Source organism: Pseudomonas paraversuta (genome assembly GCF_904067025.1).
Taxonomy (GTDB): domain Bacteria; phylum Pseudomonadota; class Gammaproteobacteria; order Pseudomonadales; family Pseudomonadaceae; genus Aquipseudomonas; species Aquipseudomonas paraversuta.
Genome location: NZ_CAJFDA010000001.1, coordinates 230,749 through 245,871 on the forward strand (window position 1 = coordinate 230,749; position 15,123 = coordinate 245,871).

Genomic DNA, 15,123 nt, shown 5'->3' on the forward strand with positions numbered 1-15,123 from the left:
ATGAGCAAGGGCAAGGCTTCAAGCCTCAATAGCATCGGCCACAAACTGGCGCCCTGGGCCTTGCCGGTATTACTGCTGGCGGTATGGCAGCTGTCGGTATCGGCGGGCTGGTTGTCGACCCGCATTCTGCCTGCACCTAGTGCCGTATTCGCGGCCGGGGTCGAGTTGGTGCGCAGTGGCGAGATCTGGAAACACCTCGCCATCAGCGGCTGGCGCGCCGGGGTCGGTTTTGTCATCGGTGGCAGCATCGGCCTGGCGCTTGGCTTCATCACCGGCTTGTCGAAATGGGGCGAGCGCCTGCTGGACAGTTCGGTGCAAATGATCCGCAACGTACCGCACCTGGCGCTCATCCCTCTGGTCATCCTGTGGTTCGGGATCGACGAGTCGGCGAAGATTTTCCTGGTGGCGCTGGGGACTTTATTCCCCATCTACCTCAACACCTATCACGGCATCCGCAACGTAGACCCTGCTTTGGTGGAAATGGCGCGCAGTTACGGGCTGTCCGGTTTCAGCCTGTTTCGCCAGGTGATCCTGCCCGGTGCCTTGCCTTCGATCCTGGTGGGGGTGCGTTTTGCCCTGGGCTTTATGTGGTTGACCCTGATCGTGGCCGAAACCATTTCCGCCAGCTCCGGCATTGGCTACCTGGCGATGAACGCCCGGGAGTTTTTGCAAACCGACGTGGTCGTGCTGGCGATTGTTCTGTACGCGGTGCTCGGCAAATTGGCCGATACCGCGGCCCGGGGCCTGGAGCGTGTGTGGTTGCGCTGGCACCCGGCCTATCAAGTGGTTAAAGGCGGTGCAGCATGACGGCTCAACAACCTCCGCGTTTGCGTCAGGGCATTCCGCTGGCCATCAAAGGCCTGCAAAAGTCTTTTGCTGAGCGTCAGGTCCTGCGTGACATCAATCTGCATATTCCTGCCGGTCAATTCGTGGCGATAGTCGGGCGTAGCGGTTGTGGCAAAAGCACCCTGATGCGCCTGCTGGCCGGGCTCGATCAACCGACGGCTGGCCAACTGCTGGCAGGCACGGCAGCGCTGGAAGAAGTCCGCGAAGACACGCGGCTGATGTTTCAGGAAGCGCGTTTGCTGCCCTGGAAAAAAGTCATCGACAACGTCGGGCTAGGGCTCAAGGGCGACTGGCGTGCCAAGGCGCTAAAAGCGCTGGAAGAGGTGGGTCTGGCCGAGCGCGCCAATGAATGGCCGGCGGCTTTATCGGGCGGGCAAAAACAGCGTGTGGCCCTGGCTCGTGCGCTGATTCACCAGCCGGGCCTGTTGTTACTGGATGAACCCTTGGGTGCGCTGGATGCCTTGACCCGCATCGAGATGCAGCAACTGATCGAACGCCTGTGGCGCCAGCACGGATTCACCGTATTGCTGGTGACCCACGACGTCAGCGAAGCCGTTGCGATTGCCGATCGGGTCATCCTGATCGAAGACGGCGAAGTGGGGCTGGACCTCACAGTCGAACTGCCGCGCCCCAGGGTGCGCGGATCGCACCGGCTGGCGGCACTGGAAACAGAAGTACTTAACCGGGTACTTGCCTTGCCTGGCTCGCCCCCTGAGCCGGAACCCGTTGCACCGCTGCCTACGCAACTGCGCTGGGCGCAATAACCGCACTTTTCTATCCCAAGACAGGAATCGACACCATGACCATCAAAGCCATCAACGTTCGCAACCAGTTCAAAGGCCATATCAAGGAAATCGTGCTGGGCGACGTGCTTTCGGAAATCGACGTACAGACGGCATCGGGCATCGTTACCTCGGTCATCACCACCCGTTCGGTCAAAGAGCTGGAGCTGGTAGTGGGCAGCGAAGTAATCGCCTTTGTAAAATCCACCGAAGTATCCATCGCCAAGTTGTAAAGCATGAAAGACCGATCCCCGAGCGGTGTAAGCCCCTCGGGGTTTTTTTATGCTTTATCTGTAGGAGCGAGCTTGCTCGCGAGCCTTTGAAGCTCGCGAGCAAGCTCGCTCCTACAGACCAGACATATTCAGAACTACCATGTGTTTCAGAGCTTTGAGCCCCCATTAGTCTTTGTCTTTTGATACTTATTCAGAGGGTAAAGGAATGTCAGGCTCTATCCATGGATGTCGGCTTCGCACAGGCAGAGTCTCTGAGACGGGTCGGATTTATCTGCTCACGGCCGTGGTGAAAGACCGTGAACCGACTTTCAGCAACTTTCATAGCGCTCGACTTTTAATCAATGAACTTCGCAGAACTCAAAGCGAGGGATTGGTTAAATCACTCGCCTGGGTCGTCATGCCCGATCACTTTCATTGGTTGATCGAACTACAAGACGCCAGCCTAGCGACAGTCATGAGACGGACAAAATCGTGCAGTGCTCGAGTGATTAACGCGGCCTGTAAACGCAATAATCATTTTTGGCAAAAGGGCTATCACGACCGGGCGATTCGTTATGACGAAGATCTGGCAAGCGTCGCCCGCTATGTCGTCGCCAACCCCCTGCGGGCAGGTTTGGTGCAGCGCCTGGGCGATTACCCGCACTGGGATGCCATATGGCTCTAACCCCTGTAGGAGCGAGCTTGCCTCGCGAGCTTTCAAGGCGGGGAGTCAGGCTTTGCGCCACACACTCACCAGCCACGGCTGCTGGTCGCGGGGCAGGCCGGGGGGGCGGTAGTAGTGTTCCAGTTCGACAAAACCCGCCCCGGTGAGCATCGCCTGCCAGTTTTCCAGATCGTGGTATGCCCCGTAACGCTGGCCATTCCAGCCTTCTCGATTGTCCCCGCGCGGGTTGGAACTCAGCAGTACGCCGCCAGGCTTCAGGGTGGCGTGCAGCTTGCCCAGTACTTGCGCAAGCTCTTGGGTCGGTACGTGGAACAACGAGGCGTTGGCGAAGATGCCGTCAAAGTGTTCGGCAGGCAGGTCCAGCTTGAGAAAGTCCTGATGCCATACCTCACAGCCACTGTCCTGGCGGGCCATCTGGGTGAAGCGTTCAGTGCCGTCGAGCCCGACCGCTACATGCCCCAGGCGGGTGAAGGTTTGCAGATCGCGCCCCGGGCCGCAGCCAAAATCCAGAAGGGTAAATGGCGCGCTGCCCTGGATATGCCGCAGTAATGCGTCGATGTTCTGGCTCACATCATGGTCGCGAGTCCCTTCGCGAAAGCCTTCGGCACTCTGCTGATAATGCTCCAGCGTGGTGGCAGCAATCTGTTCGAGGGTTTTTGCATCGAGGGTCATGGCAGGCTCGGTCGGCGGCAGTCTGGCCGCCGACTATACCTCAGCGTTTGTTCAGTACGCGGGCCAGGCGATCACCGCCAAGCTGAATCAACGCCACCAGCACCACCAGCAACACAATCACGGTCAGCATGACCTGGGTGTCAAAGCGCTGATAACCGTAGCGGTAGGCAATGTCACCCAGGCCACCGGCACCTATGGCTCCGGCCATGGCCGATGAGTTGATCATGGTCACCAGGGTGATGGTGAAACCGCCGACAATGCCCGGCAAGGCTTCAGGCAACAGCACGTGCCAAATGATGTGATGGCGTTTGCAACCCATGGCTTGCGCGGCCTCGATCAGGCCGTGATCCACTTCGCGCAGGCTGACTTCGGCGATCCGTGCGAAGAACGGCGTAGCGGCGATGGTCAGGGGTACGACGGCAGCCCAGACGCCGTAGGTAGTGCCGACAATCAGGCGGGTGAAGGGGATCAGCGCCACCATCAAAATCAGAAAGGGAATGGAACGGAACAGGTTCACGAACGCGCCCAGTGCCTGGTTCAGCCTGGGGGCCTGATAAATACCGCCCTTGCCGCTGGTGACCAGAATCACCGCCAAGGGAATGCCCAGGATTAATGCGATCAGTGACGACACACCGACCATTAAAAAGGTGTCGATCACACCCTGCCATAGACGTTCAAATCCCATAACCCACGACCTCGACCTGTTGTGCCCATTGTCCGGCGCGCTTGCGTAATTCGTCCGCCCCCAGAGAGCTGCTGGTCACGCTGAGCAACAGTTGGCCCAGGGCGTGCCCCTGAATCTGCTCAACCCCGCCATGCAGCAGCCGCACCTGACCGCCCAGGGCGCTGAACAACGCACCCAGGTCCGGTTCCTGCTCCTGGCTGCCGGTAAAACGCAGACGCAGAATCACACTCGAATGTGACGATGCCGGCTGCACGCTGATACGGTTTTTCAGGGCTTCGGGCAGGTTGTCCTGCAGCGGTGCGAGCAAGGTTTTGCTGACCTCATGCTGCGGGTCGCCGAACACTTGCCACACCGGGCCCTGCTCGACGATCCGGCCTTGTTCCAGTACCACCACGCGGTGACAGATATCGCGAATCACCGCCATCTCGTGGGTGATGAGGATGATGGTCAGGCCCAGGCGCTGATTGATCTCGCGCAGCAGACCGAGTATCGACTGGGTGGTCTCCGGATCAAGGGCCGAGGTGGCTTCGTCACAGAGCAGGATGGCCGGGTCGTGGACCAGCGCGCGGGCAATGCCAACCCGTTGTTTCTGCCCTCCCGACAGTTGCGCCGGGTAGGCCTTGTGCTTGCCTTGCAGGCCCACCAGCTCCAGCAACTCGCGGACTTTCTGTTCCCGCTGCAGTCTGGGTACGCCAGCTACCTTGAGCGGCAGTTCGACGTTCTGCCACACGGTCTTGGCTGACATCAGGTTGAAGTGCTGGAAGATCATGCCGGTTTGTCGGCGCAGCGCCACCAGCCGGTTTTCATCGAAGTCACCGATGTCGATTTGATCGATCAGTACGCGACCGTTGCTGGGTTGTTCCAGGCGATTGATGGTGCGAATCAGCGAGGATTTGCCGGCGCCGCTGCGACCGATAATGCCGAAAATCTCCCCGTGCTGAATCGCCAGGTCGATATCCTTGAGGGCATCCACCGGCCCCTGTTGGCCGTCATAGGTTTTGCCTACACCGATAAAACGCACATGGGCCTGGCTCAGTTCAGGGTGCAGCCGGGTGTGGGTCGCGCTTGGCTGCGGCTGATCGAGCCGCTCGCGAGCAATTGCCACGTTCATGTTCAGTTATCCCAGCCAGGTTGATACAGGGTGCCGTAGGCCTTATCCAGCGAAGCTTTGACCACAGGCGAATGCTGGTAGATATCGACAAATCTGGCCAGTCGCGGGTCGTCCTTGTTCTTGGGCTGGATCACGAATTGAATGACGTATTCCGGGTGGTCGATGCCGTCAAACAACAGCGCCGAGTTGGCATCGAAGTTTTTCGACAGGCGTATGTAGTGCGGGTACCCCTGCACCAGATCGGCATCGTCATAGGCGCGTACCAGCTGTACGGCTTCGACCTGCAGGATCTTGATGTTTTTCGGATTGGCGACGATATCTTCTTCGGTCGCCTTGTAGCCTACGCCGGGCTTGAGGGTGATGAGGCCGGCCTTGGCCAGCAGTTGCAGGCCGCGTCCACTGTTGATCGGGTCATTGGCGATGGCCACCGTAGCGCCCTGGGGAAGTTGGTCCAGGCTTTTGTATTTTTTCGAGTACAGGCCCACGTTGTTGATGATGCCTTTGGCATAGGGCACCAGGTTAAACCCGCCGGCAGCGTTGGCATTTTCCAGGAACGGGATGTGCTGGAAGTAGTTCACGTCGATGTCGCCGCTGTTGAGGCTGACGTTGGGAGCGATCCAGTCGCTGAACTCGATCAGCTCGACATCCAGGCCTTGCTTCCTGGCTTCGTTCACCGTCGTTTCAAGGGCGGGAGCAAAGGCCGCCGTGGTGCCGACCTTGAGCGGGGCGTCGCTGGCGAACACGATGCCGCTGAACAGTCCGAGCGCCAGAACCAGTGGGGTTAAGTGTTTTTTGTGCATGGGGCAAATTCCATTCAAAAATTCAGAATTCAAATCCTCCAGGAGCGAGCTTGCTCGCGAGCATCAGACGGCTCGTGAGCTCGCTCCTGCAGGGTTATTCGGGTTGGCGGTAAGCGGCGCCCGTATGCCGTGCAGGCAAGTGCGCGTCGCCCTCGGTAAAGAGTTTTTGCCGCAGGCTGCCGGTGTCATATGCGGTCTTGTAGGAGCCCCGGCGTTGCAGCTCGGGGACTACCAGATCGATAAAGTCGACATAGCTTTCCGGCGTCACGATGCGGGTCAGGTTGAAGCCGTCCAGACCGGTCTCTTCGATCCACGATTCGAGCTCGTCGGCCACCTGTTGCGGTGAGCCCACCAATGTCATGTAGCGCCCGCCCAGTGCGTGTTGTTCAAGCAGTTTGCGCCGGGTCCAGTCGTTGTTTTGCAGCACTTTGGTAGCGGACTGGATGGCGTTGTTCTTCACGTACTGGATCGGCTCGTCCAGTTCGTAGTCGGCAAAGTCGATGCCTGTGGAGCTGGAAAAATGCGCCACCCCGGCTTCGGCACTGGCATAGCCCAGGTACTCGTCGCGCTTGGCCCGGGCCAGGGCTTCGGTGGGCGCGACTATCACGTTGAGGCCCATAAACAGTTTGATGTCATCCGGGTTGCGTCCTGCCGCCACGGCGCTGGCGCGAACCTTGTCGACCTGGGTTTTGGTCGCCGCCTTGGTCTGGCCACTGATAAACACGCACTCGGCATGGCGCCCGGCAAACACCAGACCGCGATCCGAACTGCCGGCCTGAAACAGTACCGGCGTGCGCTGGGGTGAGGGTTCGCACAGGTGATAGCCCTCGACCTGGTAGAACTCGCCGGCATGTCTGACCTTGTGCACCTTGTCGGGACGGGCATAGATGCGCTGTGCCGGGTCGTTGACCACGGCGCCGTTTTCCCAGCTGCCTTCCCAGAGTTTGTACAACACCTCCAGGTATTCATCGGCCTGGTCGTAACGCCGGTCATGTTCGACCTGTTCGTTCAGGCCCATGGCTTTGGCCGCGCTGTCCAGATACCCGGTGACGATGTTCCAGCCCACACGGCCGCGGGTCAGATGGTCCAGTGTCGACATGCGACGGGCGAATAAATACGGGGGCTCGTAGGTCAGATTTGCGGTCAGGCCAAAGCCAAGGTTTCTGGTTACGGCCGCCATGGCCGATACCAGCAGCAGCGGGTCGTTGACCGGCAGCTGGATCGACTCCTTGAGCGGCACATCAACCGACTGTTGATAGACGTCGTAGACGCCGACGATATCGGCGATAAACAGCCCGTCAAACAGCCCGCGCTCCAGCAGCTGCGCCAGCTCAGTCCAGTATTCGAGGGTGTTGAACTGGGTGGAGTTGTCCCGTGGATGCGTCCACAGACCGTGGTTGATGTGGCCAATGCAGTTCATGTTGAAGGCATTGATCAGGATTTTCTTTTTGCTCATCAGATGGTCCCCCGCAATGGCGGGTTCGTATCGTTGAGGTAGTAATTGCCCACCGCGTGATATTTCCAGCGCACCGGATCGTGCAGGGTGTGGACCCGGGCGTTGCGCCAGTGGCGATCGAGCCCGTGTTCGGCGAGGGTGGCCTGGCTGCCCGCCAGTTCAAACAGGGTGCTGCCTGCGGCCAGCGAAATCTCGGTGCTGATGGCGCGCGCTTCTGCCACCGCAATCGAGGCAGCTGCCACGGTGCCGGCATGGGTATTGGCCTGGGCGATATCCAGCAGTTCACCGGCGCGCTCCAGCAAGGCTTCGGCGGCATGCAGACGCACACTCAGGCGGCCAAAGCTTTTCAGGGTGAGCGGGTCTTCGCTGGCGATATCGCTGGTGGCGTCGATCCAGGGCCGGGTCTTGGTGCGCACAAAATGCAGCGCGTCTTCAAAGGCGGCGCGGGCGATGCCGGTGTCGATGGCGGCATGGAGGATTTGCGCCAGCGGGCCAACCGGGGTCGGGCGCTCAAAGGCGCTTTGAAACGGAATCACGTCGTCAGCGGCGACGAACACATTGTCGAACAGCACCGAGCCGCTGCCGGTGGTGCGCTGGCCGAAGCCGCTCCAGTCGTCAATCACGGTCAGGCCGTCGCTGTCGCGGGGCACGAACGCCAGGTGCTGTACGCCGTTATCATCCACCACCGAGGTCGGAATACGCTGCGCATACAGGGCGCCGGTGGCGTAAAACTTGCGACCGGTGATGCGGTAGCCGTCTTCGGCCCTGGCCAGGTGGGTGGTACGGTCGTGGGCGGTTTTAGTGCCGATTTCGGCCAGGGCATTACCAAAGCGCTGCCCGGCCAGGACCTCGGCATATAGCCGCGCCTGTTGTGCCGGCGTGCCATTGACCCGCAGTACTTCAAGTGCATAGAAATGGTTTTGCGGAATTTGCCCCAGTGAGGCGTCAGCAGCAGCAATCAATGCCACCACCTGAGCCAGCGTGACATTGGACACGCCGGCGCCACCCCAGGCCTGCGGCACGGTAATGCCCCACAGGCCGGTGTGGGAAAACAGTTCGAGTTCATCAAGCGGCAGGCGTCGATCGCGGTCGCGTACAGCACTTTCGCGTTTGAAATGTGCGGCCAGTTCACGGGCTACGCTCAGGGCCTCGGCATCACTGCGGATGACCGGGACCTGTTTGGATATCAGGGACATGGGTATCTCCGTAGTCAAATCCAGGAATGCCGGGCAGGCAGGGTGCCGTTGAGGCGGTAGGTGCCGATGGCGTGGTATTTCCAGCGGACCGGGTCGTGCAGGGTATGAACCCGTGCGTTGCGCCAGTGTCGGTCGAGGTTGAAACGGGCGAGGGTGGCGCTGCTGCCCGCCAGTTCGAAAAGTTTTTCGCTGGCCAGCAACGACAGCTCGGTGCTCAGCACTTTGGCTTCGGCCACGGCAATCGAGGCCCGGGCGGCGGCCTGCGCGTCAATCGGTGCGGCGCTGACTTCATCCAGTACCCGGCCGGCTTTGCGCAACAAGGCTTCGGCGGCATGCAACTCGATCTTCAATTTGCCGATGTCGGCGATGACATAGGGATCATCGCTGTTGCGCTCGACCCTGGCGTCGATCCACGGCCGGGAACGTTCGCGTACAAAACTGATGGTGTCGGTGATGGCTTCGCGGGCGATGCCCAGATCGATGGCGGCCTGGATCAGTTGCGACACCGAGCCCTGAATGTTCGGCACTTCGCCCAAACGCCAGCTGTCGATGACCAGTTCGTCATCAATGCGCACGCTGTTGAGCAACACGGTACCGCTGGCAGTGGTGCGCTGGCCAAAGCCGGACCAGTCATCGACAACGCGCAGGCCGGGAGTCCCGCGGCGAACAAAGGCCATGACCGGTTTGCCGTCGTCGTTGAGCGCCTTGACTGCAATCCAGTGCGCGAACAGTGCACCGGTGGAGTAAAACTTCTGACCACTGATGACGAAATCATTCTTGTCAGCGCTTATGCGTGCCTTCAAGTCCAGGGTGTTTTTACTGCCGCGTTCAGGCCCCGCATTACCGATGCGCCAGCCCTGCAGCACGCTGCTGAACAGTTGCTCTTTTTGCGATTGACTCGCGGTGCTGGAAATCAGATTGAGAATGCCCACCTGGTTCTGCGGAATCTGCCCCAGCGCCGGGTCGGCGGCCGAAATAATGGCAAACACTTCAGCCAGGGTGACGAAGGAAACCTGTGGCCCGCCGAACTCCCGGGGAATGGAGATACTGCCAAGTCCACTGCGGGTGAACTGCTCAATAAGTGACCAGGGCAATTTGCGTTGCTGATCGCGCCTGGCCGCGTGCTCACGGGCGGTGGCAGCCAGATCGCGTGCGGCTTCAAGGGCTTCGTTGTCGGTGCGCAGGATGTGCGCTGCGAGCAACAAGGGGGCGACATCCAGGTCGCTTTGCAGGTGTGCATTAGCCAGATTCGACATCACTGCTGCTCCTTGGCTGCACGCAATGCCCTGGCGATTTCCACAAGGGTAATTGTGTTACGGACCATACCTACCTCGCATCTCATTGGAGCACCGCTTGAGCGGTGCAGATAAAAGCTGGAAAGTCCGGTGGTCCGGTGCATATACCCTAATTGAGTATAAAAATTAAAAGAACTAACTTTTAGGAATATGGATAGACGATTCGTCCTGGCTGGCTGTTGCGCCAGAGGGGCTGCGGCTTTGCATTACCCGGGGGAGCCCTGCGAGTGCCACCCATGCGCGATATGGATCTGTCCTGTTTGCTGGAACAAGGACCAGTCCGTGAGAGGCTTTTGCCGTATTTGTCCCGTGGTGATTTACAAAAACCGGGGCAGACCAACTCAGCGAACAGAAACGCCGTTAATACACCTTGGTCAGCTACGTCACCCTCGCCGGCTACACCTCTTCAGTTACCTTCTAGTACCCCTCGCTCCTATTTTTAAGCTCTCGTTCGAGAAAGGACGAGCCGCCCTGGCTTGACTATCAAACCAGGGAGGCTTTAAAGATAACGTCCATTACATTCAGGTATTCCTGTAGTCGACACCCGATCGCATAACTAACAGAACGATCCATGAACATAGCCGCACTGAAACTTTAAGTGCGGCTTTTTAATCGGCATGTCTATATATGCTGTGATTTTTTTATCTTTGATTCATGTTGCAAACGTATTTGATCAAACCACTCAAACCCTTTCAGGGGACCCACTGAGCACGATCCAGACGCGCTCCTCAGTGGCGCTAGAAAAACCCTTTGCAAGCCGTGGCAGGCCTGCCTCGTAACATTTTTTCACAGCCCCCCGATTCCGGTGTGTATTTCGCTGCATTTATCATTTATTTCACAACGCATCTGCATAATAGGTTCGAGCCAGGCAGTGGATTTGCCCGCTTTGTGATATTTAGACGTTGCCAAATTTCCCGGAAGATTATTCAAATGGCTTCAGACCCTCAGCTGACCCCGCCTGCACGCTCTCGCTTTAGCCTGCGCTGGTATTACTGGCTTGTACTGCTTGGCGCCGTGCTCTATGGGGTGGCGGCCATCATGCATTGGGATGACCGGGGGGCGTTGTGGGTGCTGGAGCAATTTGAGAACCCGCAAGAACAGAACGAAAGCGTGTGGTTGCCGGACTACACGGCGGTTATTGATGGCAAGCCGTTACCGGGGATGGAAAAGGATGAAGCGTCGGACCTGGCCTATAACCCGCTGAGCAAAACCCTGTTTTCGGTGATGGGCAAGAACCCGTTTCTGGTGGAGCTGACCCTCGATGGCGATGTCCTGCGCAAAATTCCGCTGGTGGGCTGGAGCAACCCTGAAGGCCTGACGGTGATGGAAAATGGTCTGCTGGCCATTGTCGATGAGCGTGAGCACTTGCTGACCATCGTCAATATCGATGCCAACACCAAAACCCTGAATATCGCCGACTTCCCCAAGTACAACCTGGGCCCCTCCAGGAACCAGAACAAAGCCTTCGAGGCCATTGCCTGGGACCCGCGTCGCCAGCAACTGTTGCTGGGCGAAGAGCGCCCGCCGCAGTTGTATGTATGGAAAAGCGACGGCGGCCAGGTCCTCTCTGGAAGCAAGCAGAAGGTGCCTAGCGATGAACTGGATTTGCGCAACCTTTCGGCTTTGAGCATTGATCCGAGAACCGGCCATACCCTGGTGCTTTCGGCGGATTCGCACATGTTGCTGGAGCTCGATGAACTGGGCGAGCAAGTCAGTTTCATGACCTTGCTGCGCGGTTTCAATGGTCTCAAAAACACCATTCCCCGGGCTGAAGGGGTGGCGATCGATGAAAACGGCACCCTGTATATGGTCAGTGAGCCGAATCTGTTTTATCGCTTTGAGAAAACTCCGAAAAAACCTTGAGCCGGTTGCGGCGCAAGACCGGCGGCGTTATTAAGTTTGAGTTCAGCCAGTCGTGGTATTTCACCCGCCTGATTTGTTTAGGGTTCGTCTCAATGCGCCGCTTCAATCGTGCTACCGCTCTTGTGCTGTGCCTGACTCTGCTGGCTGCGGGTTTCGCCGCACAACATTACCGTCTGTTCGAGCACACCTGGTTCAAGGTCAGCCGGCTATGGCAACAGGCCAACCCCGCAGCAATCAATCTGGGCGAGTATCGCGCCGTGCTGCAAGGCCAGGTGATTGAAGGGCTTGAGGACAATGTCTCGGCACTGACCTACGACCCGCTGCGTAAAAGCCTGTTTACCGTGACCAACAAAAAAAGCGAACTGGTGGAGTTGAGCCTGGATGGCCGGATTCTGCGGCGTATTGCCCTGATCGGGTTTGGCGATGCCGAGGCAGTCGAGTTTATTGACGCCAATACCTACGTGATTGCCGACGAACATGAGCAGCGGCTGTTCAAGGTCAAGGTTGATGACAACACTCAGGTACTCGATGCCCGGGAGGCGAAGCAGCTGACGCTGAGGATCCATCAGCGGGGTAACAAGGGATTTGAAGGGTTGGCCTACGACTCGGTCGGCAAGCGACTGTTTGTGGCCAAGGAGCGGGATCCGATGCTGATTTACGAAGTGCGGGGCTTCCCTCAGGACAATCCCCAAACGCCGTATGCCATCCACGTGGTGAGCAATGCGCGGCGCGATGCCCGGTTATTTGTGCGCGATCTGTCGAGTTTGCAGTTTGACGAGCGCAGCGGGCATTTGCTGGCCTTGTCCGATGAGTCGAGGTTGTTGCTGGAGCTGGATATAGACGGGCGGCCCATCAGCACGCTGTCGCTGAAAAAGGGCCGTCATGGCCTGAAAAAAACAGTGCCACAAGCGGAAGGTGTCGCCATGGACGACGAAGGAGCGTTATACGTGGTGAGTGAGCCAAATCTGTTCTACGTGTTCAAAAAACCATAAAACATTAAAAACAAACCGTAGGAGCGAGCTCGCTCGCGAGCTCTTGATGGCGGTTTGAGAAGCTCGCTCCTACAAGTTGGGGTTAGCGGGTCAGGGTTTTCACGCCTTCGGCGGTACCCAGCAACAGCAGGTCAGCCGGGCGGGCAGCGAACAGGCCGTTGGTCACGACGCCGACGATGGCGTTGATCTGACGCTCCAGCTCTACCGGGTTGGTGATCTGCATGTTGAACACGTCGATGATGATGTTGCCGTTGTCCGTCACCACACCTTCGCGGTAAACCGGGTCGCCGCCCAGCTTGACCAGTTCGCGGGCTACATGGCTGCGGGCCATCGGGATCACTTCAACGGGCAGCGGGAACGCGCCCAGTACCGGGACCAGCTTGCTGCCGTCGGCGATGCAGATAAAGGTCTTGGCCACAGCGGCCACGATCTTCTCGCGGGTCAGGGCTGCGCCGCCGCCTTTGATCAGGTTCAGGTTTTCGTCGCTTTCGTCTGCGCCATCGACATAGAACTCCAGGTCGCTGACGGTGTTCAGTTCGTAAACCGGAATACCGTGGCCCTTGAGGCGGGCGGCAGTGGCTTCGGAACTGGCCACGGCGCCGTCGAAGGCACCCTTGTGCAGAGCCAGGGCATCGATAAAGCAGTTGGCCGTGGAGCCGGTACCGACCCCTACAACGCTCTTGTCATCCAGCTTTGGAAGGATGAAGTCGACGGCAGCCTGGGCTACGGCCTGTTTGAGTTGGTCCTGGGTCATGGGGGCTCCGGGCGGGAAGGGGAACAGAAAGGCCGGCATTATAGAGGCAACTAACCGGGGATGTGGACGGCCTGATGTCTGGCGCCATGCTGGTCGCTGGCAAGCCCGCTGCCGCTGGATGGGGGAGCGGGCCAATAAACCTTCCCTTTCGTGTGGTCGGTTGCGCAAACGCTGGGGTAGACTCCTTGGTCCCTGCCAACCCGCCCAGTGAAGCTTTCCGATGCTCGAACAGTACGTTAAGAAAATCCTCACCTCGCGCGTTTATGACGTTGCCGTAGAAACTCCCTTGCAAGCTGCCAACCAGCTCACCGCGCGGCTGGGCAACCATATTTTGCTCAAGCGCGAAGATTTGCAGCCGGTGTACTCGTTCAAGATTCGCGGCGCTTACAACAAGCTCATGCACTTGAGCGACGCCGAGCGCGCCTGTGGCGTAGTCACCGCGTCGGCGGGCAATCATGCGCAGGGGCTGGCCCTGGCAGCCAAGGTACTGGGGGTCAAGGCCACCATCGTCATGCCCAAAACCACCCCCGAGATCAAGGTCGAAGGTGTGCGTTCCCGGGGCGGTATCGTGGTGCTGCATGGCGATACTTTCCCGGAAGCCCTGGCCTACTCGCTGCAATTGGTCGAGAAGGAAGGCTACGTCTACGTTCACCCCTACGATGACCCGCATACCATTGCCGGGCAGGGCACCGTGGCGATGGAGATTCTGCGCCAGCACCCGGCACCGCTGGATGCGATCTTCGTGCCGGTGGGCGGCGGCGGGCTGATCGCCGGGATTGCCGCGTATGTGAAATACCTGCGTCCCGAGATCAAGATCATTGGCGTCGAGCCCGATGATTCCAACTGCCTGCAAGCCGCGATGGCGGCCGGCGAGCGCGTGGTGCTGCCTGCGGTCGGGATTTTCGCCGACGGTGTGGCCGTGGCCCAGATTGGCCAGCACACCTTCGATATCTGCAAAGACTACGTCGACGAAGTCATCACCGTCAGCACCGACGAAATCTGTGCGGCAATCAAGGATATTTTCGACGATACCCGCTCGATCACCGAACCTGCCGGCGCCCTGGGTGTGGCAGGGATCAAGAAGTATGTGGAGCAGCGCGGTGTGCGTGGCCAGACCCTGGTTGCCATCGACTCCGGTGCCAATGTCAACTTCGACCGCCTGCGCCATGTGGCCGAGCGAGCCGAGCTGGGTGAGGGCCGCGAAGCCATTATCGCGGTAACCATTCCTGAGGTGCCGGGCAGTTTCAAGGCGTTTTGCCAGGCCGTCGGCAAGCGTCAGATCACCGAATTCAACTATCGCTACCACACCGGCAGCGAGGCGCACATTTTTGTTGGGGTGCAGACCCATCCGGAAAACGACCCCCGCAGCGCACTGCTGGCCAGCCTGACCGAACAGGGCTTCCCGGTGATCGACCTGACCGAGAACGAACTGGCCAAGTTGCACATCCGGCACATGGTTGGCGGGCATGCAGCCAAGGTCAGCGATGAACTGCTGTTCCGTTTCGAGTTTCCGGAGCGCCCGGGCGCGCTGTTCAACTTCCTGCACAAGCTGGGCGGGCGCTGGAACATTTCGATGTTCCATTACCGTAACCACGGGGCGGCCGATGGTCGGGTCATGGCCGGGCTGCAAGTGCCTGCCGATGAGCGTCATCTGGTGCCTGCCGCGCTGGCCGAGATTGGCTACCCATATTGGGATGAGAGCGATAACCCGGCGTATCAGCTGTTTCTTGGCCGATAGCCGCTACGCTGACTGAACGGCTCAAGGGATTAATCA

Annotated in this window: 15 protein-coding genes; 7 read left to right on the forward strand and 8 right to left on the reverse strand. The window is 59.0% G+C overall.

Annotated features, from left to right (window positions below; all coding sequences use genetic code 11):
• From ssuC to JQ848_RS01115, 4 genes are all read left to right on the forward strand, one after another.
• Window positions 1-807: an aliphatic sulfonate ABC transporter permease SsuC gene (gene ssuC, locus JQ848_RS01100; protein WP_161719855.1), complete on the forward strand. Its 807-nt coding sequence runs from the start codon at window positions 1-3 to the stop codon at window positions 805-807.
• Window positions 804-1,610, forward strand: a complete 807-nt coding sequence (gene ssuB / locus JQ848_RS01105) for an aliphatic sulfonates ABC transporter ATP-binding protein (RefSeq protein WP_003444583.1) — start codon at window positions 804-806, stop codon at window positions 1,608-1,610. The genes ssuC and ssuB overlap by 4 nt, the downstream gene beginning before the upstream one ends.
• Window positions 1,611-1,645: 35 nt before the next feature.
• Window positions 1,646-1,861: a TOBE domain-containing protein gene (locus JQ848_RS01110; protein WP_003444581.1), complete on the forward strand. Its 216-nt coding sequence runs from the start codon at window positions 1,646-1,648 to the stop codon at window positions 1,859-1,861.
• A gap of 205 nt (window positions 1,862-2,066) precedes the next feature.
• Window positions 2,067-2,525, forward strand: a complete 459-nt coding sequence (locus tag JQ848_RS01115) for an REP-associated tyrosine transposase (protein WP_039736989.1) — start codon at window positions 2,067-2,069, stop codon at window positions 2,523-2,525.
• A 45-nt stretch (window positions 2,526-2,570) separates the two neighbouring features.
• On the opposite strand, the gene JQ848_RS01120 is transcribed toward JQ848_RS01115, so the two are convergent.
• From JQ848_RS01120 to JQ848_RS01150, 7 genes are all read right to left on the reverse strand, one after another.
• Complete coding sequence (locus JQ848_RS01120) at window positions 2,571-3,197, reverse strand: class I SAM-dependent methyltransferase (RefSeq protein WP_010657390.1); 627 nt, start codon at window positions 3,195-3,197, stop codon at window positions 2,571-2,573.
• Between the two features lie 40 nt (window positions 3,198-3,237).
• Window positions 3,238-3,882 carry a methionine ABC transporter permease gene (locus JQ848_RS01125; protein WP_003444575.1) on the reverse strand — a complete coding sequence of 215 codons (645 nt, stop codon included), beginning with the start codon at window positions 3,880-3,882 and terminating at the stop codon, window positions 3,238-3,240.
• Window positions 3,872-4,993, reverse strand: a complete 1,122-nt coding sequence (locus tag JQ848_RS01130) for a methionine ABC transporter ATP-binding protein (RefSeq protein WP_202210192.1) — start codon at window positions 4,991-4,993, stop codon at window positions 3,872-3,874. Before JQ848_RS01130 ends, JQ848_RS01125 begins: the two co-directional genes overlap by 11 nt.
• Window positions 4,994-4,995: 2 nt before the next feature.
• The gene (locus JQ848_RS01135) at window positions 4,996-5,793 is read right to left on the reverse strand and encodes a MetQ/NlpA family ABC transporter substrate-binding protein (protein WP_003444573.1); all 798 of its coding nucleotides are present in this window, start codon (window positions 5,791-5,793) and stop codon (window positions 4,996-4,998) included.
• 94 nt (window positions 5,794-5,887) lie between these two features.
• Window positions 5,888-7,249: an LLM class flavin-dependent oxidoreductase gene (locus JQ848_RS01140; protein WP_202210193.1), complete on the reverse strand. Its 1,362-nt coding sequence runs from the start codon at window positions 7,247-7,249 to the stop codon at window positions 5,888-5,890.
• Window positions 7,249-8,445, reverse strand: coding sequence for an SfnB family sulfur acquisition oxidoreductase (locus tag JQ848_RS01145; RefSeq protein WP_003444569.1), 1,197 nt, complete (start codon window positions 8,443-8,445; stop codon window positions 7,249-7,251). Before JQ848_RS01145 ends, JQ848_RS01140 begins: the two co-directional genes overlap by 1 nt.
• Before the next feature lie 14 nt (window positions 8,446-8,459).
• Window positions 8,460-9,701: an SfnB family sulfur acquisition oxidoreductase gene (locus JQ848_RS01150; protein WP_161719852.1), complete on the reverse strand. Its 1,242-nt coding sequence runs from the start codon at window positions 9,699-9,701 to the stop codon at window positions 8,460-8,462.
• 969 nt (window positions 9,702-10,670) lie between these two features.
• Here JQ848_RS01150 and JQ848_RS01155 point away from each other — a divergent pair.
• Both JQ848_RS01155 and JQ848_RS01160 read left to right on the forward strand, forming a co-directional pair.
• Entirely contained in the window at window positions 10,671-11,603 is a 933-nt protein-coding gene (locus JQ848_RS01155) for an SdiA-regulated domain-containing protein (protein WP_003444565.1), read from the forward strand.
• A 92-nt stretch (window positions 11,604-11,695) separates the two neighbouring features.
• Window positions 11,696-12,595 carry an SdiA-regulated domain-containing protein gene (locus JQ848_RS01160; protein WP_202210194.1) on the forward strand — a complete coding sequence of 300 codons (900 nt, stop codon included), beginning with the start codon at window positions 11,696-11,698 and terminating at the stop codon, window positions 12,593-12,595.
• 82 nt (window positions 12,596-12,677) lie between these two features.
• Here JQ848_RS01160 and rpiA read toward each other — a convergent pair whose 3' ends face one another.
• Window positions 12,678-13,349, reverse strand: coding sequence for a ribose-5-phosphate isomerase RpiA (rpiA, locus tag JQ848_RS01165; protein WP_003444561.1), 672 nt, complete (start codon window positions 13,347-13,349; stop codon window positions 12,678-12,680).
• Window positions 13,350-13,569: 220 nt separating this feature from the next.
• Between rpiA and ilvA the strand changes: the two genes are divergently transcribed.
• Window positions 13,570-15,087, forward strand: coding sequence for a threonine ammonia-lyase, biosynthetic (ilvA, locus tag JQ848_RS01170; protein ID WP_003444559.1), 1,518 nt, complete (start codon window positions 13,570-13,572; stop codon window positions 15,085-15,087).
• Window positions 15,088-15,123: the final 36 nt, after the last annotated feature.

Bases quoted from the DNA above. Each gene is read 5' to 3' on its own strand.
- JQ848_RS01150 (WP_161719852.1), bottom strand. From the start codon at position 9,701: ATGTCGAATCTGGCTAATGCACACCTGCAAAGCGACCTGGATGTCGCC.
- rpiA (WP_003444561.1), bottom strand. From the start codon at position 13,349: ATGACCCAGGACCAACTCAAACAGGCCGTAGCCCAGGCTGCCGTCGAC.
- ilvA (WP_003444559.1), top strand. From the start codon at position 13,570: ATGCTCGAACAGTACGTTAAGAAAATCCTCACCTCGCGCGTTTATGAC.
- JQ848_RS01140 (WP_202210193.1), bottom strand. From the start codon at position 7,249: ATGAGCAAAAAGAAAATCCTGATCAATGCCTTCAACATGAACTGCATT.
- JQ848_RS01160 (WP_202210194.1), top strand. From the start codon at position 11,696: ATGCGCCGCTTCAATCGTGCTACCGCTCTTGTGCTGTGCCTGACTCTG.
- JQ848_RS01110 (WP_003444581.1), top strand. From the start codon at position 1,646: ATGACCATCAAAGCCATCAACGTTCGCAACCAGTTCAAAGGCCATATC.
- JQ848_RS01155 (WP_003444565.1), top strand. From the start codon at position 10,671: ATGGCTTCAGACCCTCAGCTGACCCCGCCTGCACGCTCTCGCTTTAGC.
- JQ848_RS01120 (WP_010657390.1), bottom strand. From the start codon at position 3,197: ATGACCCTCGATGCAAAAACCCTCGAACAGATTGCTGCCACCACGCTG.
- ssuB (WP_003444583.1), top strand. From the start codon at position 804: ATGACGGCTCAACAACCTCCGCGTTTGCGTCAGGGCATTCCGCTGGCC.
- JQ848_RS01135 (WP_003444573.1), bottom strand. From the start codon at position 5,793: ATGCACAAAAAACACTTAACCCCACTGGTTCTGGCGCTCGGACTGTTC.
- JQ848_RS01115 (WP_039736989.1), top strand. From the start codon at position 2,067: ATGTCAGGCTCTATCCATGGATGTCGGCTTCGCACAGGCAGAGTCTCT.
- ssuC (WP_161719855.1), top strand. From the start codon at position 1: ATGAGCAAGGGCAAGGCTTCAAGCCTCAATAGCATCGGCCACAAACTG.
- JQ848_RS01125 (WP_003444575.1), bottom strand. From the start codon at position 3,882: ATGGGATTTGAACGTCTATGGCAGGGTGTGATCGACACCTTTTTAATG.
- JQ848_RS01145 (WP_003444569.1), bottom strand. From the start codon at position 8,445: ATGTCCCTGATATCCAAACAGGTCCCGGTCATCCGCAGTGATGCCGAG.
- JQ848_RS01130 (WP_202210192.1), bottom strand. From the start codon at position 4,993: ATGAACGTGGCAATTGCTCGCGAGCGGCTCGATCAGCCGCAGCCAAGC.